Genomic DNA, 20,304 nt, shown 5'->3' on the forward strand with positions numbered 1-20,304 from the left:
GACCGCACGCTAACCCGGCAGGACAAGGCGTATGCATATCGAAAAACCTTTCGTGCTCCTGAAGGACGATCGCAGCGATCGGACGCTGGTCTTCGTCGAGCCCGAAAGCCTGGTCATCGCCCACACCCCGGCAGAGTTCTTCGCCGGCCTCGATCTACTGGAAGCGGCCCGCCGCGCCGGCAAATGGATTGCCGGCTTCATGGCCTATGAGGGCGGCTACCTGTTCGAACCCAAGCTTGCGCCGCGCGCCGCGACGGGACGCGAAACGCCGCTGATGGCCTTCGGCATTTTCGATGCGCCGCGCGCCGATCATGCCCTGGCCGAGCCGCGCCAGAGAACCGAGAACGAACCCTTTCTCAGCCAACCCCGCGCCGGATGGGATTTCGACAATTATAAACAGCGGTTCGACCGGCTGCACTGGCATCTCCGGCAGGGTGACTGCTACCAGGCAAACCTCACCATGCCGATCCGCGCGCGCTGGAGCGGCGATCCTGTTGCCGCCTTCTGGTCGTTGATCGAACGCCAGCCGGTGCACTATGGCGCACTGGTCAATCTCGGCGGTCCGGTGGTGCTGTCGCGCTCGCCGGAACTGTTCTTCGAGGTCGACGGCGATGGCTGGATCGAGACGCATCCGATGAAGGGCACCGCGCCGCGCGGGAATTCTCCGGCCGAGGACGAGGCGATCATCGCCGCGATGCAGGCCGACGAGAAGAGCCAGGCAGAGAACCGGATGATCGTCGACCTCCTGCGCAACGACGTTTCGCGCATCACCGAGGTCGGCACGCTCGACGTACCCAGGCTCTTCGACGTCGAGACCTATCCCACCGTCCATCAGATGGTGTCGCATGTGCGGGCAAAACTGCTGCCCAACCTCACGGTCCGCGACATCTTCGCCGCCCTCTTCCCCTGCGGCTCGGTGACTGGGGCGCCAAAAATGCGGGCGATGGAAATCCTGCACGATCTCGAGACGGGGCCGCGCGACGCCTATTGCGGCTCGATCGGCTATATCGCCCCCGACGGGCGCATGTGCTTCAATGTCGCCATCCGTACCATCTCGCTGTTCGAGACTGGCGAAGCCATCTTCAATGTCGGCGGCGGCATCGTCTTCGATTCCCGCGCCGATGACGAATATGCCGAATGCCTGCTGAAAGCGCGGTTTGCCGTCGGCGACATGGAGATCGCCCGGTGAGCGGCTTTTCGCTGATCGAAACCATGCGCTGGGAGCCTTCGACCGGCATTGCGCGCGCCAGATTGCATCACGCCCGGCTGCGCAATTCCGCCCACAAGCTGGGCTTCACCGGCCATGAAGCGGCGTGGAGTGCGATCGAGGCCAAGACCTCCGAACTCACCCAGACAAGCCGGCTGCGCCTCGAACTCTTTATAGATGGACGCTTCGACATCGCCGCAGTGCCGTTCACGCTGCAGGCTGACGATACCGTCTGGACGGTGCGCCTGGCGGCGAAAGCGCGACTGGCATCCGGCATGCCGCTGCAGCGCCACAAGACGTCCCAGCGTTCGATCTACGATGCAGCCCGCGCTGAATTCGACAAGGTCGAGGCCGACGAGGTGCTGCTGCTCAACGAAAAAGACGAGATCTGCGAAGGCACGATCACCAATGTCTTCGTCGAGGCGGAGGACAAGGTGCTGTTGACCCCTGCCCTCTCCTCCGGCTGCCTAGCCGGCGTCCTGCGCACGTCGCTGATCTGCGCCAGACGGGCGCGTGTCGCGCGGCTCTCAGTCGCCGACCTGGAAAGCATGCCGCTTTACGTCGGAAACTCCCTGCGCGGCCTCATTCGCGCAAAACTTCTAAAATAGAACCGATTATGTGCAAACCGGCCTTGTTTGCATACCGATAGCGCGGCAAAGCTGGTTCATCCCTGCTTGCCTCCTCCCAGAAACGGCGACGTCTGCGTTGCCAGCAAAGCCAATGACGTCGCACGCCCAGAAGACCGGTTACCTCTTCGCACTCCTCGCTTTCACGATATTCTCCGTGCAGGACGCGATCTCCAAGCATTTGTCGGATCACTATCCGCCGATTTTCATCAGCATGATCCGCTATTGGGTGTTCGCCATCTTCGTCATCCTGTTCACCGCTAGGTCGCGCGGCGGCTTGCGCCAGGGTGCCGCCACCAGGCGGCCATTCCTGCAGATCTTCCGCGGCATGCTGCTCGGCAGCCAGGTGGCACTGGCGCTGACGGCCTTCCGTGTCGCCGGACTCATCCATTCGCAGGTGCTGTTTTCCGCGACCCCGCTTTTCGTCGCCATGCTCTCCGTCCCGGTGCTGGGCGAGCATGTCGGCTGGCGGCGCTGGACGGCCATCGGCGTCGGACTATGCGGCGTTCTCGTCATCCTCAAGCCGGATCCCAGCGGCTTCGACACCAGCCTTGTCGTGCCGTTGATCGGTGCAGTCATGAGTGCGGTCTATTCGATCGCCACGCGGCTCGCGMGCCGCGACGATCCGGCGACCACCAGCTTCTTCTACACCGGCGTCGGCGGCGTCATCGTGCTGACCCTGATCGGCCCATTCTTCTGGACGCCGTTGGCGCCGACCGATTGGGGTTGGCTCGCCGTCATCTGCTTCACCGGCATCGCCAGCCATTTCTGCCTGATCAAATCCTTCGACTATCTCGACGCGGTGGTCGTGCAGCCGCTCGGCTATTTCCAGCTCGTGCTGGCCTCATCGCTCGGCATCGTGGTGTTTCACGAGCCGCTCAAGCTCAACATCGTCATCGGCTCCGCGATCATCGTTGGCGCCGGCCTGTTCACCATCTGGCGGGAATTCGTCACACGGCGCGGCAAGATCGAAGCCGCCCTGCAGAAAAGTTGACGTCAGAGCACGCTCTAAACCTTTGTTTTGCGCATGTCGTTATCCTGAAACCGGTTCCCGCTTTCAGGCGACATGCTCTTAAGCGCGCCGGGCGACATTGGCGGGGCCCAGCAGGTTGACCGCATCGCTGGCCGGCATCGCCCTGCCGAACAGATAGCCCTGGCCGCCATTGCAGCGCGCCAGGCGCAAAAATTCGCACTGCGCCTCTGTTTCGATGCCTTCCGCCACCACGTCCATGCCGAGATTGTGGCCGAGATCGACGATGGCGTTGACGATGGTCATGTCCTGCGGCCGGGCGCCGAGGCCGGCAATGAAGGTCTGGTCGATCTTCAGGCAGTCGATCGGAAAATCCTTGAGATGGGTGAGCGACGCATAGCCGGTGCCGAAATCGTCGAGCGAAATGCGGATGCCTTCGCCGTGCAATTGCTCGAGCGTGCGTCCGACAAGCCTGGGATCGTCGCCCCAGAACACGGTCTCCGTCACTTCGATCTCGATCAGCGACCGCGGAATGCGCTTCTGGTCCAGAGCGCGGATGAGCTGGGCGGCGAAATCCTGGATATGGAAACTGTGTTCGCCGACATTGAAGCTGACGACGCCCGGATCGAGGCCCTGGTCGAGCCAGCGCGCCATGTCCTCCGTGACCCCCGCCATGATATGCTGGGTGATCAGCCGTGAACTCGTTGCATCGGCAAAGGCCGACCAGAAGTCGGCGGGGGTGCTGATCGTGCCGTCCGCATTGCGGATGCGCGCCAGCGCCTCGAAACCATAGACCGAGCGATCCGGCAGCCGCACCTTCGGCTGGTAGAAGGGAACGATGCAGCTTTCCGCGCCGGCGCGCCGCACTTTTTCGATCGCCACGCGGCGGGTGTCGAAAATGGTGGCGATTTCCGGGCTGAAGCGGCCGACGCTGCCGCGACCGCCGCGCTTGACCTTGTAGAGGGCCATGTCGGCGGCGCGCATGAAATCATCCGGCGTCGCTGCGTCCTGCGGGTAATGCGCAATGCCGATCGAGGCGGAGAAATAGATCGACCGCCGTTCGAACTGCAGCGGCTTGCGCAAATCCTGCAGGATTTCCTCCGACAGCCGCCTCAGCTCGTCATCGCCAAGGCGCGCATCGAAAAGCAGCGCGAATTCGTCGCCGCCAAGCCTCGCAATCGCCGCCATGTCTCCCGCCAGCCCCTGCAGGCGCCGGGCGACGGCACGCAGCACGGCATCGCCCGCAGGATGACCAAGGGTGTCGTTGATCTCCTTGAATCCGTCGAGGTCGAGCAGCAGCAGCGACAGCGTCGCATCGGACGGCGCCTCGGAGCCGAGCTTCTCCGCCAGCATGGTCTGGAACCAGATGCGGTTGGGCATGTCGCAAAGCGCATCGATATTGGCGCTGCGCCAGAGCCGCTGCTCGGCGTGATAAGCGTCGGTAATGTCCTGAAAAATGCCGATCATATGGGTCGGCGCGCCATCCAGATACTCGACATCGCCCGACACACGCACGCGCCGCTCACGCCCCGTCGCGGTGATCAGGTCGGCATCGAAATGAAATCGCCCACCGGCTTCGATTGCCTTGGAAACCGTGTCGCGGACCCTGTCGCGATCATGCGGCGCATAGAAGCCGAAGCCGAGTTCAAGCGGGATGACCTCCTCGTCGAGCTCGTGAATGCGGCGCACCTCATCGGACCAGGAGACCGTGCCAGCGGCGAGATCCACCCGCCAGGCCCCGATCGCCGCCATGCTTTCGACATGGGCGAGCAGTCTTTCCCTGGCCTCGGCCTGCTGTCGCTGCTTTTCAGCCTCCTCCAGCGCTTCACTGGTGCGGACATTGGCGCGATGGGCGAGCAACAGCCCTTCGACGGCGCGCGCCAGGCGCCTGAGCTGGCTGAGTTCGACATTCGAGACCATCCTCGGCATCGTGCCGATGACGCAGAGCGATCCGACAAAATATTCGCCGTCGACGGAAAGCGGAATACCGGCATAGAAGCGGATATGCGGCTCACCCAGCACGAAGGGATTGTTGGCGAAACGCGGATCCTTGCGCGCGTCGGCGACGATCAACTCGCTGCGGCTGCGGATTGTGTGATCGCAGAAGGCCACCGAGCGATCCGTGCCTTCAAGCGCGATGCCGCATTTGGCCTTGAACCACTGGTTATCCTGCGCCACCAGCGAGACCAGCCCGATCGGGCAGTCGAAAATCCCCGCGGCGGCCTCGACAATCGCGTCGAAGGCCGGCGAAACCGGCGTATGCATGATGCGAAGGTCAGCGAGAACCTTCAGTCGCTCGATTTCATGACATTCTTCGGTCAACAGCATCCGGAGCGCCCCTTTGTGGCACACAATAGCCGTTGTTCGCTAATTTCTGCTTACAGCGGTTGCAACACTTTTACCGGTGTGCACGCAGGATGTCCGCCCAGCGACGCCACGTGCCTGCCTGCATGTTTCCCGCGAGCGCGCCGCGATGCACCGCCTCCTCCGTCTTTTGCCGCCCCTGCCGCGGCATTGACCCGCATTTCCGCGAGGCGACGAGGCGCATCGTGCCATCCCGCAATTGCAAGAGCAGGATGAGTATCAGCAACAGTAAGATTGCTGCCACGACAGCTGGCCAGGCAATGGAGAGCGCGGCAACCGACAATGTCTGACGATAGCCCACGTCGACGTCGTAGGAAAAGATGAATGCCAAGGTGAACAGGGCCATGGTTCCGACAGCCCAGACATAGAATAAAACAAACATTGCCGCTCCTGAAATCGAGATCGGAACAGTCTTGCAATACCACACGGATAACGTGCTGTTCGTCTAAATGTTCCACCACGTCTGGCAGAAACCTGCATATTCTGCGAGCGTCATAAGGAAGTTGGCTTCTGGCCCCAGGCCTGAAGATCGCATGGCCACGCGGCATCCATGAGCACGTGCTCACATTTCGCACTGCACCAATCCGCAAGCGCGACGCAAGCCTGCGAGCGTATCAAATGCATATTGCGATCCAGGAGATATCGCCATGACGGTAATTCAATCGGCAAACCGTTATGCCTATACGCCCGCATACCGCGCCCGCCAGTCGACCAGCGACGACGTAACCGGCTTCTCGTCCAATGTCACGGATGAAATCGACCCCGATGGCGGCCGTGCCGGCAATCCGGTGAAGCTTCCAGTCACCCGGCAGGTCAAGGAAGCGCCGGATAGCCGCTTCGAATTCAGCCTGCCTTATCGGTCGGCCTTTTTCAACACGTCCGGCAATGATGGAACGTCGCGCGACGACAGCCGCGACGACAGGTCGGCAGCGACAGAGGCGGACGACGCCGGTTCGACCTTCAACCAGCCGAACAGCAGTGATACGGTCGCCGCAACGCAATCATTTGCTGGCGCCGAGACCACATCGGACGACCTTCTGGAAAACCCGATCGACGTGTTGACGAGCCTCTTGGGCGGCACCTGACGGCGTCGAATATCAACGCCCGTCCAGCCATCGGAATCTTTCGTGCCGCGCTACGCCTACGTCCTGCAGGCCGCTCTCCACGTCACAGCCACGAGCATCTGAGAGAAGTGAAACGCTGCGTTTGGCGGCGGCACTTGCCCCTCTTCTCCCCACCGGGGAGAAGGGTCCGAAGGACGGGTCGAGACGAGTGGCTCGACCCAGAAGGGTCGGATGAGGGGAAATTCGCGGTTGGGGCGCCCCTCATCGCCTCGCATTCGCTCGGCACTGACCGGGGTCGAGCCACCGGTCTCGACACAAAGCAGATGGATGAGGGGCATGGCACGACGTTTCAGTCACACCCACCCCGGCGACCTTACTCCTCGAAATCAAACGTCCGCGGGTCGCCGTCGAAGGCAACGAGCACGGCGGCGTCGCGTTCCTTGCGCAGGAAATCGATGATCGCGGTTTCGGTGGGATTTTCCGTCTCGTCGTCGAGCGCCTCGAAGAATTCGCCAACGGTCAAGCCGTCGCTCGATTCAAAACGGAGCGTCTGCCCGGACGTGCCACCCACGAGGGTGATGAAGCGAAAGGCGATATCGTCATGATCCTCGCCAAGAAGCACGCTGACTTCGTCTTCGCCTTCGTAACCGTATAGCAGAATCCCCATGGGTTCGATCATATCATTGTCCTCGATTTGCACGTCTGGCATGCGTTAACACGCCCACATGCCTATTCGATGACGCCCCATTGGTCAAACCGGGGAAAACGCCTTTTGCAAAATCGTCGGAAGGCGTGGCACATGATGGAATTCGCCGCTCGCCATCGCCGGCTTTATGCTCATCGGCCTGAAATAAAGCCCGGCCACCTCTCGGCGCCGGGCTAGTTTCTCACTTGGATGTCGGCCTGCAGCGCAGGAATGCGTTTCGGCACGATCGACATTATTGTTTGGTATTCCGGTCGGCATCAATGGCGTCGGTATGGTACCATCCACCCTCATAATCGGAGACCGTTTCATAAGGCGCTTCGACGATGCGCTTCACTTCCTGTTCGAAACGCTTCGCCTTGCGCTGAAATGYATCCGGAAAGGGGATGACGGTTGCGCCTTCATGCCTGGCTTCAAATCTCATGGCGTTCAACTCTTGCTTTATCTGGCTCGGACTCTTCCGACCGTGAACCCTACATATAGCACAAGGTTGCTAATATCGCCATAAACTGCTCAAAAAAAATTCAGTCTGCTTATTTTTTAAGCAAAACGCCTCCGTGACTAAGTTGTATCCTATTTTTGGCCAATTTTTGAGATTTTTCGCTTCGATTCTGACATTTCAGTCGGATTTCGCGGCAATTTTTCACGCAAAGTGACGACTCTTAACACGATCGTGCGCAAAACGGCTGATTTTTTGCCAAATCCAATTTCTGCCCCTCAAAAAGCAATTTTTCAAATTTCTCCTTATGGTTGATTTCCCAAGAACGAATCTGCTGAAAAGCTTCGCCTTTGCTGAAATTTTGTCGCACCCAGCCGAATTGGCACGTGACATGCATGTAATGCTGCGGTCCCAAGCCGGAGGCAGCACAAATATGCCCGGCGCGGGTTCGTTTGGGGTCTCCGATCTCACGTGACTTGTAACCTATGAGAGGTCTGTAATGACGAAGTTCAAGCTCGAGTATATTTGGCTCGATGGGTACACGCCTGTACCAAACCTGCGCGGCAAGACGCAGATCAAGGAATTCGACGGTTTCCCGTCGCTGGAACAACTGCCGCTCTGGGGCTTTGACGGCTCGTCGACGATGCAGGCCGAAGGTCGTTCGTCCGATTGCGTGCTCAAGCCGGTCGCTGTTTTCCCGGATCCGGCCCGCACCAACGGCGTTCTGGTCATGTGCGAAGTCATGATGCCGGATGGCGTCACCCCGCACGACTCCAACAAGCGCGCCACCATCCTCGACGACGCGGATGCCTGGTTCGGCTTCGAACAGGAATATTTCTTCTACAAGGACGGCCGCCCGCTCGGCTTCCCGGAATCCGGCTATCCCGCACCGCAGGGTCCCTACTACACCGGCGTCGGCTTCAAGAATGTCGGCGACATCGCCCGCAAGCTGACCGAAGAGCATCTCGACCTCTGCCTGGCTGCCGGCATCAACCACGAAGGCATCAATGCCGAAGTGGCCAAAGGCCAGTGGGAATTCCAGGTTTTCGGCAAGGGCTCCAAGACCGCAGCCGACCAGGTCTGGATGGCGCGCTACCTGCTGCTCCGCCTGTGCGAACAGTACGGCATCGACATTGAATTCCACTGCAAGCCGCTCGGCGACACCGACTGGAACGGCTCGGGCATGCATTGCAACTTCTCGACCAAATATCTGCGCGAAATCGGCGGCAAGGCCTATTTCGAAGCCCTGATGGCCCAGTTCGACAAGAACCTGATGGACCACATCGAGGTTTACGGCCCGGACAACGACAAGCGCCTGACCGGCAAGCATGAAACCGCCCCGTGGAACAAGTTCTCCTACGGCGTGGCCGACCGCGGCGCCTCCGTCCGCGTGCCCCACTCGTTCATCAAGAACGACTACAAGGGCTATCTCGAAGACCGCCGCCCGAACTCCCAAGGCGACCCCTACCAGATCGCTTCCCAGGTGCTGAAGACGATCTCGGAAGTCCCGACCGCAGGCTCGGCTTCGGTCGCCGCCTGATCCAATCATGTGACTCCCAACCTTGGCGCCGGTGGCTTCCACCGGCGCCTTTTTTTGTCGGTCATGATCCCTCTGTCAGGGCAGCAGGGGTAGGATGGCATTGTCGACGCCGATGTCGGGGCGGCCGGCGTCATCCCTCTCTCCGGCACGGTCGATCTCTCCAGGCGGCAATTCGCCATCGGCCCCCCGCACGGACAGCAGTATCGCCATCAGCATCTTTCGAGAATACCTTCGCCGAAAGCATGACTTGATCATAATCAAGTAGTCATCATACTGTCATCGCAGCTGCGCATAAAACGCCATCATCTCATTCCGCATCGATGAACGCCAACCTCTCCGGTTGCCACGCGCGTCGTTGCGCAAAATTCCTCCAGCGGGGGCTCGGAGGATAGAGGCTCGGCCCAACCATTCCGGGCTGGTCATGATGCCAACAGGGAGAGACCTATGACGACCATCACCACGACCATCCATCTCACCGGAAACGACACTGCCTCGGTCGCCGCCGCCGACACGCTGAATTCCGCGGCAGACGACTATTCGATCGATTGGAAAGGCAGCGCCACGAACGTCTCTTTCACCAATGACGGCATCGTCACCGGCACCAAAGGCGCTTTCCGCGCCGACAAGGACGTCACCGGCGTCATCGCCTTCAACAATCATGTCGGCGCCAGCATCGACGGCCGCGTCCGCTTCGACGATATCGACAGCAATGGCGCCACGGTGACGGTCGACAATGCCGGCTTGATGACCGGCAAGGACGGCGACCACGCACTCGAATTCTCCACCGCCGGCTCGACCTTCCACCTGATCAACGAGGCCACCGGCGTCATCACCCAGGATGCCGGCAACGACGTCATCAAGGACGGCGCCAATGTCTTCCTCGAAAATCACGGCAAGATCATTTCCAAGGCCGACGTGATCAATCCCGACGGCACGCCGAACGACGATTTTTCCGGCGGCGACGGCGTCGATTTCGGCGACGGCGCCGGCAACACCGTGCACAATTATGCCGGCGCGCTGATCGAAGCGTCTCATCACGCCGTCACCGGCAGCGTCGGCGCTATCGTGATCAACGACGCCGGCGCCTCGATCATCGGCCGCAACGGCTCCGGCCTCAACTTCGACAACAATACCGGCGATCTCGACGCGACCAAGCTGACCGTCACCAATCACGGCACGATCATGGGCGAATCCCAGACCTATGCCGACAGCGACGGCGATGCGGTCGATGCCGACGGCCTCGTGCAGATCGACAATTTCGGTTTCATCGGCGGCATGGGCGCCAATGGCCAGCATGACGGCGGCGACAACCACGCCGAAGGCATTGCCGCCGGCGGCGGCACCATCAACAACAAGGCCGGCGGCGTGATCTACGGCTTGGACCGCGCCATCCAGATCGACGACAGCGCCGAAGGCAATGCGCTAGCCGCCACCAAGATCACCAATGCCGGCCTCATCGAAGGCAATACCGGCGCCGCGATCACCATCATCGGCACCTTCGGCGACACGCTGACCAATTCCGGCACGATTTTCGGCGACGTTTCGCTCGGGGACGGCAATGACAAGGTCAAGCTACTCGACGGCTCGATCGTCAACGGCCAGATCCTGCTCGGCGCGGGCGCCGATACGCTGACGGCAGTCAACGGCAAGCTCGACATAGATGCCGGCACCGGCGCCGACACGATCAAGGCCGGCAGCGGCAAGGACACGATCGACGGCGGCGCCAATGACGACAAACTCTCCGGCGGCGCCGGCCTCGACCACCTGACCGGCGGCACCGGCGCCGACACCTTCCTCTTCGCCGCTGGTGATACTGGCAACACGACGAAGACGGCCGACGAGATCACCGATTTTGTCGTCAACGACAAGGATATGCTGGACCTCACAGCCATCGACGCCAATGCGGCCAAGAAGGGCAACCAGGATTTCAGCTTTATGGGCACCGGCGCGTTCGGGCACCACGCGGGAGAGCTGCGGTACGACGTGATCAAGGGTGATACTTACGTCTATGGTGACGTGGATGGCGACGGCAAGGCGGATTTTATCATCCACCTGGATGGGGCTTTKACGCTGAAGGCGGGGTCGTTTGATCTGTGACGGAGTGGTGAGCAGGCTGATATGAAGCTTGCAGTGCCGTCAGCGCCGAACGCCGGCCCGGGGAAAGACGCTGACGGCGAGCCGATGGTGTGTCGGCGGCCCTTCGACCTGACCACAATCGACGCACGCGGCGCCCGACCCGACACACTGCGCACCTGGCTCGACGAGATCGGTAAGCCGATCGATCCGTCCCAGATGGTAGCATGAGCGGAGGCTTGTCAGTTGGCATGCGGACCTCCTGTAATCGAGCGATTGGGAGGTACCGCGATGAAATTCGAGGGACGGGAATTCATGCTGCTCGCCATAGCGGCTATAGTTGTTGCGGCATGGATGGGCCGCTACAGCATGACGCCGGCGACTTTCGGTGAGCGCGCAGGCGGTGTTTACCAGCTCGACCGATGGACAGGAAACGTCATCATTTACTTTGGCGCTGGGTATCGCCAAACAGTGCCAGCGTCCCCAACCCCATAAAGTTGGGGAGCTTTTTGGGTATCTAGGTGAACCCGATCTTAATGGCAGCTCATTTACGGTTTAGAGATGAGGCTGGAGAATCGAGATGGCCGAAACTTCAATCGAGTGGACTGACGCGACTTGGAATCCAGTCGCGGGATGCACTGTTCTTACGGCTGGATGCACCAACTGCTACGCAATGCGAATGGCGGCTCGCCTCGATGCGATGGGCGTCAACAAGTATGCTGGGCTGACACGCAAAACTGGCGGACGAGCAAAGTGGACCGGTAAGATCACACTCGACTGGAAATCGCTCGAAGTGCCTTTGAAATGGTCGAAGCCGCGAATGATCTTCGTCAACTCAATGTCAGATCTCTTTCATGCAGATGTGCCGGCGGAATTTATTACCGCCGTCTGGAAGACGATGGCGGCGACGCCCCAACACACCTTCCAGATTCTCACGAAGCGGCCGGACCGCATGGCCGAGATCATACCGCGCCTCGATGTTCTCCCGAACGTCTGGCTCGGGACCAGCGTTGAAGACGGCCGCGTGCTACATCGCCTCGACGAACTCCGCCGCGTGCCCGCCGCAATCCGCTTTGCCTCATTCGAGCCGCTGATCGGATCCGTGGCAGGCGCCGATCTTCTCGGTATCCATTGGGCGATCGTGGGTGGCGAGTCTGGTCCGAACGCGCGCTACATGGATCGGATATGGGTCGACGAGATTGAGCGAATGTGCCGTAGCTCCGGGACGGCATTCTTTTTTAAGCAGTGGGGCGGCAAGAACAAGAAAGCGGCCGGACGCGAGCTCAACGGCAGAACCTACGATGAGATGCCGTCGATCGCCGCCTAGAGCAGTTGGCCTTGGCCTGACTTCGTGACAGCTTTCCAGATTTTCTTCGCCAAATCGTGTTTTGCGATCAAAGCCAGCCAATAAAGAGGCTGGTTCCCCTGGCCCCGGATCAATTCTGATTCGACTGGATTTGCGAAGGAGAGCGAAGCGATCAGTGATCTCCAATATGCGAGAACATYAGCCCTAAGCGGTGCCAATGCTTGGTCCACATTCACATTTTCTCGCCAACCTGGCGCAAAAAGATCGAAACCAGCCTCCTCCTCTGAAAGGCTATTGCCGGAGTTGCGTTGAAGATCCATCTTGCTGACATGTGCCAAAATGTCGATCCGCCTCAGCCTCGCGAGCGATCGAAAGATGCGAAAGTCAAGCGTTCCTAGGCTATAAGGGTCCACGAATGCGAAGTTTAGACCTGCTGGATTCAGCTGGTCGACGATCCTTTCGGCGCTCTCTTCTGCTCTTCCCACATACGAGGTGACGGGAGCGCCAAGCTTGTGCAGCCTTGTTTCCATCGCCTCAACTTTTTGAGGGTCGATGTCGTTTACGTACATTGCTGAGAATGGTGCGCCACCTGCCTTGCTAAGGTTCCACGCAGCGACAGCTCCGCCGTCGATCCATTCTTCTGTCCCGTGAATTTTTGCACGGCCGGTTGCGCAAAACAGGTCGACGTAAGTTGCTCCCCCGATACCCTTTCCTGTCTGCAGAAACATAGCTCGAGCATATCGAGTGATGTTGATGTATTCGAGCAGCAGGCGATGCTTTTCCTTGACCTGTGGCTTCACGACGTCGGCCAAAAGTCCGTCATCTCCCATTATTGTTTTGCTCATCCGATCTCCTGAAGCCGATGCTCGTAGCAGCACCAGTAATATTCCTGGCCACTCTATTCCACACTGCAGGCGACCACTGTCCATGGCCTGATGCCGACAGTAAGGTGGCCGTCGCCAATATGAAGCTGAAATCAGCTCGCTGACCTCGAACGTGACACAACCCAAACGATAGTCAACGACCGCAACCTGGCTATCCCCAACTCCTCAAATCATGCTATCTAGCCAATATGTCCCTTTTGAAATCCTGGATGACCTCCCTCGGCTGCCACGGCAAGCAGGTCGACGCCGCCGGCGCCGTGATCAGCATAAGCGCGCAGACCGCAAGCATTCGCCACCGCGGAGAGAAGGATCCGGATCACGTCAAGCGCCTGGCCATGGTGCCGTAGCGGCCGGGCTGCCGCCCTGGTCTCCGGAGAGCGATCGGGGGATCAAAGCGGGCAGGTGATTGGAGCGCTCAGGGAGGCAATTGGGGGATGGAGAATGAGTAATGTGGAATGAAGAACAGCGGAAGTCCGTTTGGGATTACGCTCGGAAGAAAGCCTCCCGTGAGGAAATGCTCAAGGCGTTATCGATTCCGCCGGACGACGTCGTTTCGGTCGTTTACCAGCAATTGAGCGACGCGATCGACACCCGCGACGGTGAGCTCATCAGTGATGTCCGCTGGATCGCGCAATTCTTGCAGGTCGACATGCGATCCTACCTCGACCTGGTTGAACGTCTTTTCGGTGAAGACTGGCACAGGCAACAAGTGCATGAGGAGTTCATCCACGCTCTTCAGGTTCTGGCCGACCCATCGACCGTGCCGCTCCTGCGCATGGCTATCGCGCTCAAGCCAAAGGTCGGTTGGGAAGGCGACTACACCACCGACAGGAATTTCTTCCAGCGGTGTTCGCATGCGCTCAACGACATTGATACCTCAGAGTCTCTGGCGCTGATAGAGGAATGCTCCCATGCGAACGACGAGGCGCTCAGAGACGAGGCGCTCTATCGCCTGATCAAAATCCACTCTGGCGAGGCAAAGCCCCTTATCGATGCCCGCGATGGCATTTCCCCCGCTTTGCCGGATGCTGTGGAACGCAAGATTCAGCGAGAGTCATACTACGACATAAGAGACGCTTTTGGCGAAAGTCGCGGCGTGGAAAGTGTCAAACTCGCGCATTCGCTTATCGTCGAAGCTTGCATGCTCTACTCTGCCGCATGCGGATACGACGTCTACTCCGAACTTATTGCTGCCATCGACGCGCCCAAAGCGTCTTTTGCCAACATTGTGGACAGGGAGCGGTGGTTCGTGCGCCTCTACCTCTTCCTGAGCGTCAATATTCGTTTCCCGATCAAGTCCAAGGACAATCTCAAAGATACGCGGGAATATCTGCCATACAACATGTACTACATGCTGCGTGATCATGGCGCCGAGGCGAAGCCAGCCTACAACGTGTTTCGACGCGCCATGGTCAACGTCGAAGAGCATGCTTTACCGTCGGTTTACTGGCACAATGAGCATACGTTGAAGGCAAGCTATCGCATAGCGAACGACATCGAGCGATAGAAAACTGCGGTGCATCGTCGCCGCATGATTCTCATTCTCGTCCCTCCGCGAGGGCTCGATTGACCAGTCCCTGCTACGGACGCGATCCGCAATTTCCGCAGATTTTCCCGGGTAATTCTGCGAGATTTCCACCTGGTGGAATTATCGTTCGAACGATAGTCTCACATGCGCCGCAAAAGCACGGGATATCCCGTGCTTGTACCGCTGTACCAGAGCCAGCAGGTTGAGGGCCCCGCAGTTCAATGTGGTATTTTCCCACATTCGCCGACCGTGGGAGAGGTCTGCAACTTGCCCACGGTGAGCAATTTCATGTCTCGCTGTCCCGCACACTATCTGCCGATGGGAACTGTCCGAAGTCGACTTCAGGTTTTCGCTGGGCGAGACCGGACGAAGGTAGATGACCGGCGGATCGTTATCAAGCCGGTGCGATGTCTCTTGTAATCGTCACGCCTCCTGCGGAAAGGAGCTTCCCCTGCCATGCTTCCTATAAGAGTGCAGCCAGTGAGAAATTCTCTGAAAGTTATTGAAAGATTGGCGCACCCGACAGGATTCGAACCTGTGACCTTTGGAATCGGAATCCAACACTCTATCCAGCTGAGCTACGGGTGCTTTGCGCGAAACCAAGAGGCGATTCCGCGGGGCCGGTAGGGCTCTCTTAGCCTAGTCTCCGGCCTTCTTCAATGGCGAATTTCCATGGCGGGGTGGCGGAATTTCGGAATGGTGCCTGCGGCATGGCGGTCGACCTCGCGAAGTGCTCGGCAGAGTGCTATGTCGGACGTATGCAATTTCCAAAACTCTTCGGATCGAAGCAGGCTCTTCCCATGCAGGAACCAGCACAGGCCTTCAAACATTTGCAGCCGGGCCGGCGCTATCGGGTCGTGCGTGCCTTTGTCGACTATGACGGCGTCAGCCATGTCGAGGGCGAAAGCTGGATGTTCCTGACATCGAGCTTTCTTCCCTACGAGGACGGCCTGTCGCTGTTCATCAGGATGAATGACGGTGCGAAGAGCCATATTCGCCTGCAGTGGCGGCCCGAGAGCCAGGCGGCGGTGATCGACGCGCTCGAAGATCACCTGGCCGACGAGCGGACGTAAGACGCGCCGCGATCATTGGGGCTCGCCCGCGCTTTCGCCCGCTGTTTTCGCATGTCTGGCGAAGCCGGTTTCCGCTGACGGCGGGCAGATATCAGACCTTGTGCTCGATGCGCTCCTTCTCGGTGACGAAGGCCAGGTCCAGCGCCCGCTGCAGGTTGGCGGCGTGGCGGAAGTTCGGTTCGTCGTTGACGCCGGTCTTCACCGCTTCGGCGAAGCGCATATAGTTGGTCGGCACGTCGCCGGCGTCGATCTCGTCCCATTCGGCGCTCTCAGCATCGTCGCCGACACAGGCCTTCAACCAGGAGCCTTCGGTCGTGTGCAGCACTTCGATGCCGCCCTTGTCGCCATAGATCCTCAGCCGCAGGTCGTTATAGTGGCCGGCGGCCCAGCGGGTGGCGTGGATGACGCCGAGCGCGCCGTTGGAGAAATCCACCGACATGACGAAGCTGTCATTGGCGTCGAGCACATAGTCGCCCATCTTGCCGCCCTCGGCCTTGTCGAAGGTCTTGAGCCGGCCGAAAATGTGGTCGATTTCGAGACCGGCGCCATAAGAGGCAAAGTCGAGAATGTGGATGCCGATGTCGCCGAGCACGCCGTTGGAGCCATGCGCGGTGGAGAGCCGCCACAGCCATTTGCTCTCAGTGCGCCAATCGCCCCAGGATTTCGACACCAGCCAGCTCTGCAGGTAGGACGCCTCGACATGCTTGACGAAGCCGATATCGCCGGCGCGCACCATGGCGCGCGCCTTCTGCAGCGGCGCCACGTTGCGATAGGTGAGGTTGACCATGTTGATCAGCCCAGCCGCTTCGGCCGCCTCGGTCATTTCCATGGCAAGCTCGAAATTTTCCGCCAACGGCTTTTCGCAGAACTGGTGCTTGCCGGCCTTGATGAGCTGCATCGTTGTCGGATGATGCGCACGGTCGGGCGTCACATTGGCGACCGCATCGAACTCATCCCAGGCGAGCGCCTCGTCGAGCGAGGTGAACGTCTTGGGAATTTCGTGCGTCAGCGCGAAGTCCGCAACCCGCACCGGGTCGACATCCACCGCCGCGACGACCTCCACTCCCTCTATCTGCTTGAAATGATTGGCATGTTGATTGGCCATGCCGCCCGTGCCGAGAATCAGCAAACGCATATTCCGCCCCCGTTCGTGTAAGCTTATCGATAACCCGCTTCGCCCGCCTGATGCAGCCTGGGGCCGCGCTCGGTGATCGGCTCCAGCGCCTTTTCGACCGGCACGTTCGGCGCGTCATGCACGGCCTTGTAGGTCGGCATGGGGTTGTAGGCCCATTTGACGGCGTTCTGCAGCACCGTGTGCACCGGTGCCTGGTGATAGGTCGGATAAGTCTCATGGCCGGGGCGGAAATAGAAGATATTGCCGGCACCGCGGCGCCAGGTCATGCCGGAGCGGAACACTTCGCCGCCCTGGAACCAGGAGATGAACACGGTTTCGAGCGGTTCCGGCACGGAAAAGTGCTCGCCATACATTTCCTCATATTCGATGACGAAATTGTCGCCCAGGCCCTGCGCGATCGGATGGCCGGGATTGACGACCCAGAGCCGTTCGCGCTCGCCGGCCTCGCGCCATTTCAGCGCACAGGGCGTGCCCATCAGCCGCTTGAAGATTTTGGAGAAATGGCCGGAATGCAGCACGATCAGGCCCATGCCTTCCCAGACGCGCTTGGCGACGCGCTCGACGATTTCGTTGTCAACCGCACCATGGTCCTTATGGCCCCACCAGAGCAGCACGTCGGTTTCGTCGAGGCGCGATTGCGGCAGGCCATGCTCGGCCTCCTGCAGCGTCGCGGTGGTGGCGGAAATGGCGGCGTCGGCATTCAGCGCCTTGGCGATCGTCGTATGCATGCCTTCCGGGTAAATCTCGGCGACGATCTTGTTGGTCTGCTCGTGAATGTTTTCGCCCCAAACCACTGTGCGAATGGCCATGAACTTTCTCCATCATCCAGCTTTCAAACGAATTTGAAAGCGCTTTCAATTTTCACAACGTTAGCCGAGCCTCAGGGCTCTGGCAAGGCCTCCGGCCGGCAAATAGAGCGGATATCCGCAATGTCGATTTTAACGTTTTGAGATACCCGGCGCGTAGCAGGATTTTGGCGGAAACGCCGGCAGCGGCTCCCTCTTCTCCCCTCGGAGAGAAGAGGGAGCAAGCGGCTCGCGCACCGAACTTCCACCTTTGATACCTCCGGGCTCAAATCCGCCGGTTGCTCCCCGGATCGGAGAGATGCACGAGCCCCCGATCGATCGCAAGCCGCATCATGTCGCCCGGCCGGACGTGTTCACGCCCTGCTCGACCAAGGTGATCTCAAGATCGGCGCCCAGGGTGATATAGGTCAGCGAGCGCGTCGATTCGATGCCGGCCACCGGCATTTCGAAGCCTTCGAGTCCATTATGGACCACGCGGCGATCTTCCTGTCGGCGGCGGCCGGTTGACGCATGAGTCATCGCCTGTTCCGCCGAACGGCGCCGCGCCTTATCATGTTGGACCAAATCTTGCCGCCGCAGGCGGCTGGGGTAAACATCAAATCGCGCTCGGCACAGTGATTTTCACAGTCGCAATTATTTTAGTTAAACTACCCTGTTTGTGGGGGGACCAAAGGATAATTTGCCATAGACTGAGAATGACATCTTGCCGGAGCGGACGAGAGACCAGCTCCGCACCATCAGGCATGTCGCTTGGCAATCGTCAATTTTCTGGAGAACTGTAATGTTGCCTGCGACAACAGACGGTCAAGCCATTGAGAATACTTTTAAATTCATTAGTTTATTCGCGTCTGATCAATTTGACGTCATTGATATTACTGCGTTTTTTCTCCAAGGGCATAAGATAAATGCGGACCTCGATTTTGGGCACCCATCACCGGGCAGTAGATTGCAAGCCTCATCTAGCCCATATGGAAGTATAACGGCCACTCTAGATAACTCAAACGCCTTTGTGACCGATTTTACTGTGAAAGGCGCAGAAGGCGAGAGGCTGTTCACGATCAGCAATATTCATCTTTCACTCGCTAAATACGAGAATCTGCTTGTCGGAAAAACTGGCCTCACGGGACTTGTGGACAAAGCATTGTCGGGCAACGACATCATCTACGGTAGGGGGGACGTCGGCGATAGCCTCTTTTTGTACACCGGCAGCGGCAATGACATCGTCCATGGCGGGCTTGCCAACGAAACAGTCGATCGCGGTGGCTACAAAGGCAGACTGACTTTCGATGGCGGGGCCGGCGAGGACAAGGTTAGCTATCTCGATATTTCCGCGCACAATGGCCTTAATGCGAACCTCATCACGGGCTTGGTCATCAATCCCTATGGCCAGACCGACAGGCTCAGCCATGTCGAGGATATCGAAGGCACGATCCTCGACGATATCGTCATCGGCAGCAAAGCAACCAACGTCTTCTTGGGCAGTACCGGCGACGACACACTGAAAGGTTTGGACGGTAATGACCGCCTGGCTGGCAGCGAGGGCAATGATATTCTGATCGGCGGCAAAGGTAACGATTTTCTCAACGGCGGTGAAGGCGGGGATGTTCTTTCGGGAGGCGGCGGCACGGACCAAATTGCCTTCGGCGGATACGGCCCCGACCTGACGACGACAATTGTCGATCTCATAAATCCTGCCAACAACATCGGAGACGCCAAGGGCGACGTGATCACCAGCGTCGAAGAGTTCCTGTTTTCCAACACCACTGTTGGCTTCGTCGGCACAACTGCGGCAGAGCATGTCGAAAGCATTGGCGGTGGTGACGACAGTTTCGTCATGGGTGGCGGCAACGATTTCGTTGGGGTCGATGGTGGTGGCGACACGATCAAGGGTGGAACCGGGCGCGACACGGTTCGGATCGATGGAGACGCCAGCATCGATCTCGAAACACCAGCCAACAACTCCGGCGCTGCGGCCGGAACGACATTCGACAATGTCGAGATATTTAACCTTACTGGGACGACTACTGCTTTCTCTGGTGATGACAAAGCCAATGTGGTCGTCGCCGGAGGAGGATTTGGGAGCCGCGGGATGTTGGATGGACGTGGTGGCAATGACCGGCTCACCGGCGGTGGCGGCGGCGACGATCTCACCGGCGGCGGCGGCGCTGACCAGTTTATCTATATCGATCGTCTCGACAGTCTGAAACTGAATGACGGTGGCGCCGCACTCGACGTCATCAAGGATTTCAGCCATTCCGATGGAGATAGGATCGATCTGCACGCCATCGACGCCAATGGCAACACGAAGGGCAATCAGGATTTTACCTTCATCGGTTCCCAGGATTTCTCTGGAAAGGCAGGCGAACTCCGCTTCGAGAAGGACGGTGGCGACACTTATGTCTACGCCGACACCGATGGGATCAATGGCGCCGACTTCGCGATCCGTATCGACGGCTCCATAAACTTCGCCAAGGCGGACTTCATGCTGTGACACCCTCCGTCATCTGCTGTTCAAGACTGACGACACGCTGACAGTCAGGAAGATGCACAACTCCGATATGGTCGAAAGCGATCTGGCCATCCGAG

At 59.3% G+C, this 20,304-nt stretch carries 21 protein-coding genes and 1 tRNA gene; 12 read left to right on the forward strand and 10 right to left on the reverse strand.

The genetic code is table 11. The features are described 5' to 3' along the window. Positions 1 to 31: 31 nt before the first annotated feature. From AC1D06_RS12000 to AC1D06_RS12010, 3 genes are all read left to right on the forward strand, one after another. Positions 32 to 1,189, forward strand: coding sequence for an aminodeoxychorismate synthase component I (locus AC1D06_RS12000; protein WP_477986386.1), 1,158 nt, complete (start codon positions 32 to 34; stop codon positions 1,187 to 1,189). After that, on the forward strand, positions 1,186 to 1,815 hold the full coding sequence (locus tag AC1D06_RS12005; RefSeq protein ID WP_477986387.1) for an aminotransferase class IV family protein: 630 nt from the start codon (positions 1,186 to 1,188) through the stop codon (positions 1,813 to 1,815). The genes AC1D06_RS12000 and AC1D06_RS12005 overlap by 4 nt, the downstream gene beginning before the upstream one ends. 112 nt (positions 1,816 to 1,927) lie before the next feature. Further along, the gene (locus AC1D06_RS12010) at positions 1,928 to 2,827 is read left to right on the forward strand and encodes a DMT family transporter (RefSeq protein ID WP_477986388.1); all 900 of its coding nucleotides are present in this window, start codon (positions 1,928 to 1,930) and stop codon (positions 2,825 to 2,827) included. A gap of 78 nt (positions 2,828 to 2,905) precedes the next feature. On the opposite strand, the gene AC1D06_RS12015 is transcribed toward AC1D06_RS12010, so the two are convergent. Then, positions 2,906 to 5,131, reverse strand: a complete 2,226-nt coding sequence (locus tag AC1D06_RS12015) for a sensor domain-containing phosphodiesterase (RefSeq protein ID WP_477986389.1) — start codon at positions 5,129 to 5,131, stop codon at positions 2,906 to 2,908. A gap of 70 nt (positions 5,132 to 5,201) precedes the next feature. Then, a complete protein-coding gene (locus AC1D06_RS12020; RefSeq protein ID WP_477986390.1) occupies positions 5,202 to 5,513 on the reverse strand; it encodes a hypothetical protein in 312 nt (103 codons plus the stop codon). Between the two features lie 301 nt (positions 5,514 to 5,814). Between AC1D06_RS12020 and AC1D06_RS12025 the strand changes: the two genes are divergently transcribed. Beyond that, positions 5,815 to 6,252 carry a hypothetical protein gene (locus tag AC1D06_RS12025; RefSeq protein WP_477986391.1) on the forward strand — a complete coding sequence of 146 codons (438 nt, stop codon included), beginning with the start codon at positions 5,815 to 5,817 and terminating at the stop codon, positions 6,250 to 6,252. 352 nt (positions 6,253 to 6,604) lie between these two features. Here AC1D06_RS12025 and AC1D06_RS12030 read toward each other — a convergent pair whose 3' ends face one another. Further along, complete coding sequence (locus tag AC1D06_RS12030) at positions 6,605 to 6,940, reverse strand: hypothetical protein (RefSeq protein WP_477879350.1); 336 nt, start codon at positions 6,938 to 6,940, stop codon at positions 6,605 to 6,607. A gap of 229 nt (positions 6,941 to 7,169) precedes the next feature. Next, positions 7,170 to 7,358 (reverse strand): hypothetical protein, encoded by a 189-nt coding sequence (locus AC1D06_RS12035; protein ID WP_477986392.1) that lies wholly within the window; start codon positions 7,356 to 7,358, stop codon positions 7,170 to 7,172. Between the two features lie 514 nt (positions 7,359 to 7,872). Here AC1D06_RS12035 and AC1D06_RS12040 point away from each other — a divergent pair. Beyond that, positions 7,873 to 8,913 carry a glutamine synthetase beta-grasp domain-containing protein gene (locus AC1D06_RS12040; RefSeq protein WP_477879352.1) on the forward strand — a complete coding sequence of 347 codons (1,041 nt, stop codon included), beginning with the start codon at positions 7,873 to 7,875 and terminating at the stop codon, positions 8,911 to 8,913. A gap of 75 nt (positions 8,914 to 8,988) precedes the next feature. Here the strand turns inward: AC1D06_RS12040 and AC1D06_RS12045 are convergent, their stop codons facing one another. Continuing rightward, positions 8,989 to 9,123, reverse strand: a complete 135-nt coding sequence (locus AC1D06_RS12045) for a hypothetical protein (RefSeq protein WP_477986394.1) — start codon at positions 9,121 to 9,123, stop codon at positions 8,989 to 8,991. A gap of 234 nt (positions 9,124 to 9,357) precedes the next feature. Between AC1D06_RS12045 and AC1D06_RS12050 the strand changes: the two genes are divergently transcribed. The 3 genes from AC1D06_RS12050 (at position 9,358) to AC1D06_RS12060 (ending at position 12,313) form a co-directional block, all read left to right on the forward strand. Beyond that, complete coding sequence (locus tag AC1D06_RS12050) at positions 9,358 to 11,010, forward strand: calcium-binding protein (protein WP_477986395.1); 1,653 nt, start codon at positions 9,358 to 9,360, stop codon at positions 11,008 to 11,010. Between the two features lie 21 nt (positions 11,011 to 11,031). After that, positions 11,032 to 11,217 (forward strand): hypothetical protein, encoded by a 186-nt coding sequence (locus tag AC1D06_RS12055; protein WP_477986397.1) that lies wholly within the window; start codon positions 11,032 to 11,034, stop codon positions 11,215 to 11,217. 349 nt (positions 11,218 to 11,566) lie between these two features. Next, on the forward strand, positions 11,567 to 12,313 hold the full coding sequence (locus AC1D06_RS12060; protein ID WP_477986398.1) for a DUF5131 family protein: 747 nt from the start codon (positions 11,567 to 11,569) through the stop codon (positions 12,311 to 12,313). Here the strand turns inward: AC1D06_RS12060 and tcmP are convergent. Next, on the reverse strand, positions 12,310 to 13,137 hold the full coding sequence (tcmP, locus tag AC1D06_RS12065; RefSeq protein WP_477986399.1) for a three-Cys-motif partner protein TcmP: 828 nt from the start codon (positions 13,135 to 13,137) through the stop codon (positions 12,310 to 12,312). The two genes, AC1D06_RS12060 and tcmP, sit on opposite strands and share 4 nt — an antisense overlap. 248 nt (positions 13,138 to 13,385) lie before the next feature. Here tcmP and AC1D06_RS12070 point away from each other — a divergent pair, with 248 nt between their 5' ends. Both AC1D06_RS12070 and AC1D06_RS12075 read left to right on the forward strand, forming a co-directional pair. Then, the gene (locus AC1D06_RS12070) at positions 13,386 to 13,523 is read left to right on the forward strand and encodes a hypothetical protein (RefSeq protein ID WP_477986400.1); all 138 of its coding nucleotides are present in this window, start codon (positions 13,386 to 13,388) and stop codon (positions 13,521 to 13,523) included. Positions 13,524 to 13,624: 101 nt separating this feature from the next. After that, positions 13,625 to 14,683 (forward strand): hypothetical protein, encoded by a 1,059-nt coding sequence (locus tag AC1D06_RS12075; protein ID WP_477986401.1) that lies wholly within the window; start codon positions 13,625 to 13,627, stop codon positions 14,681 to 14,683. 532 nt (positions 14,684 to 15,215) lie between these two features. Here AC1D06_RS12075 and AC1D06_RS12080 read toward each other — a convergent pair. Further along, positions 15,216 to 15,292 (reverse strand) — tRNA-Arg (locus AC1D06_RS12080). Positions 15,293 to 15,504: 212 nt separating this feature from the next. On the opposite strand from AC1D06_RS12080, the gene AC1D06_RS12085 reads away from it, so the two are divergent. Beyond that, positions 15,505 to 15,777 carry a DUF3601 domain-containing protein gene (locus AC1D06_RS12085; protein ID WP_477986402.1) on the forward strand — a complete coding sequence of 91 codons (273 nt, stop codon included), beginning with the start codon at positions 15,505 to 15,507 and terminating at the stop codon, positions 15,775 to 15,777. Positions 15,778 to 15,868: 91 nt separating this feature from the next. Here the strand turns inward: AC1D06_RS12085 and AC1D06_RS12090 are convergent, their stop codons facing one another. The 3 genes from AC1D06_RS12090 to AC1D06_RS12100 all read right to left on the reverse strand — a co-directional run bounded on the left by AC1D06_RS12090 (position 15,869) and on the right by AC1D06_RS12100 (position 18,192). Beyond that, entirely contained in the window at positions 15,869 to 16,912 is a 1,044-nt protein-coding gene (locus AC1D06_RS12090) for a Gfo/Idh/MocA family protein (protein ID WP_477986403.1), read from the reverse strand. A 23-nt stretch (positions 16,913 to 16,935) separates the two neighbouring features. After that, the gene (locus AC1D06_RS12095) at positions 16,936 to 17,721 is read right to left on the reverse strand and encodes a ThuA domain-containing protein (RefSeq protein WP_477986404.1); all 786 of its coding nucleotides are present in this window, start codon (positions 17,719 to 17,721) and stop codon (positions 16,936 to 16,938) included. 327 nt (positions 17,722 to 18,048) lie between these two features. Beyond that, positions 18,049 to 18,192 (reverse strand): hypothetical protein, encoded by a 144-nt coding sequence (locus tag AC1D06_RS12100; protein WP_477986405.1) that lies wholly within the window; start codon positions 18,190 to 18,192, stop codon positions 18,049 to 18,051. A gap of 307 nt (positions 18,193 to 18,499) precedes the next feature. Between AC1D06_RS12100 and AC1D06_RS12105 the strand changes: the two genes are divergently transcribed. Continuing rightward, complete coding sequence (locus AC1D06_RS12105) at positions 18,500 to 20,209, forward strand: calcium-binding protein (RefSeq protein WP_477986406.1); 1,710 nt, start codon at positions 18,500 to 18,502, stop codon at positions 20,207 to 20,209. Positions 20,210 to 20,304: the final 95 nt, after the last annotated feature.

This window comes from Rhizobium sp. P2_G2, from assembly GCF_056403555.1.

Bases quoted from the DNA above. Each gene is read 5' to 3' on its own strand.
- AC1D06_RS12000 (WP_477986386.1), top strand. From the start codon at position 32: ATGCATATCGAAAAACCTTTCGTGCTCCTGAAGGACGATCGCAGCGAT.
- AC1D06_RS12015 (WP_477986389.1), bottom strand. From the start codon at position 5,131: ATGCTGTTGACCGAAGAATGTCATGAAATCGAGCGACTGAAGGTTCTC.
- AC1D06_RS12020 (WP_477986390.1), bottom strand. From the start codon at position 5,513: ATGGCCCTGTTCACCTTGGCATTCATCTTTTCCTACGACGTCGACGTG.
- AC1D06_RS12025 (WP_477986391.1), top strand. From the start codon at position 5,815: ATGACGGTAATTCAATCGGCAAACCGTTATGCCTATACGCCCGCATAC.
- AC1D06_RS12030 (WP_477879350.1), bottom strand. From the start codon at position 6,940: ATGCCAGACGTGCAAATCGAGGACAATGATATGATCGAACCCATGGGG.
- AC1D06_RS12040 (WP_477879352.1), top strand. From the start codon at position 7,873: ATGACGAAGTTCAAGCTCGAGTATATTTGGCTCGATGGGTACACGCCT.
- AC1D06_RS12045 (WP_477986394.1), bottom strand. From the start codon at position 9,123: ATGGCGATACTGCTGTCCGTGCGGGGGGCCGATGGCGAATTGCCGCCT.
- AC1D06_RS12055 (WP_477986397.1), top strand. From the start codon at position 11,032: ATGAAGCTTGCAGTGCCGTCAGCGCCGAACGCCGGCCCGGGGAAAGAC.
- AC1D06_RS12060 (WP_477986398.1), top strand. From the start codon at position 11,567: ATGGCCGAAACTTCAATCGAGTGGACTGACGCGACTTGGAATCCAGTC.
- AC1D06_RS12070 (WP_477986400.1), top strand. From the start codon at position 13,386: ATGACCTCCCTCGGCTGCCACGGCAAGCAGGTCGACGCCGCCGGCGCC.
- AC1D06_RS12075 (WP_477986401.1), top strand. From the start codon at position 13,625: ATGTGGAATGAAGAACAGCGGAAGTCCGTTTGGGATTACGCTCGGAAG.
- AC1D06_RS12085 (WP_477986402.1), top strand. From the start codon at position 15,505: ATGCAGGAACCAGCACAGGCCTTCAAACATTTGCAGCCGGGCCGGCGC.
- AC1D06_RS12090 (WP_477986403.1), bottom strand. From the start codon at position 16,912: ATGCGTTTGCTGATTCTCGGCACGGGCGGCATGGCCAATCAACATGCC.
- AC1D06_RS12095 (WP_477986404.1), bottom strand. From the start codon at position 17,721: ATGGCCATTCGCACAGTGGTTTGGGGCGAAAACATTCACGAGCAGACC.
- AC1D06_RS12105 (WP_477986406.1), top strand. From the start codon at position 18,500: ATGTTGCCTGCGACAACAGACGGTCAAGCCATTGAGAATACTTTTAAA.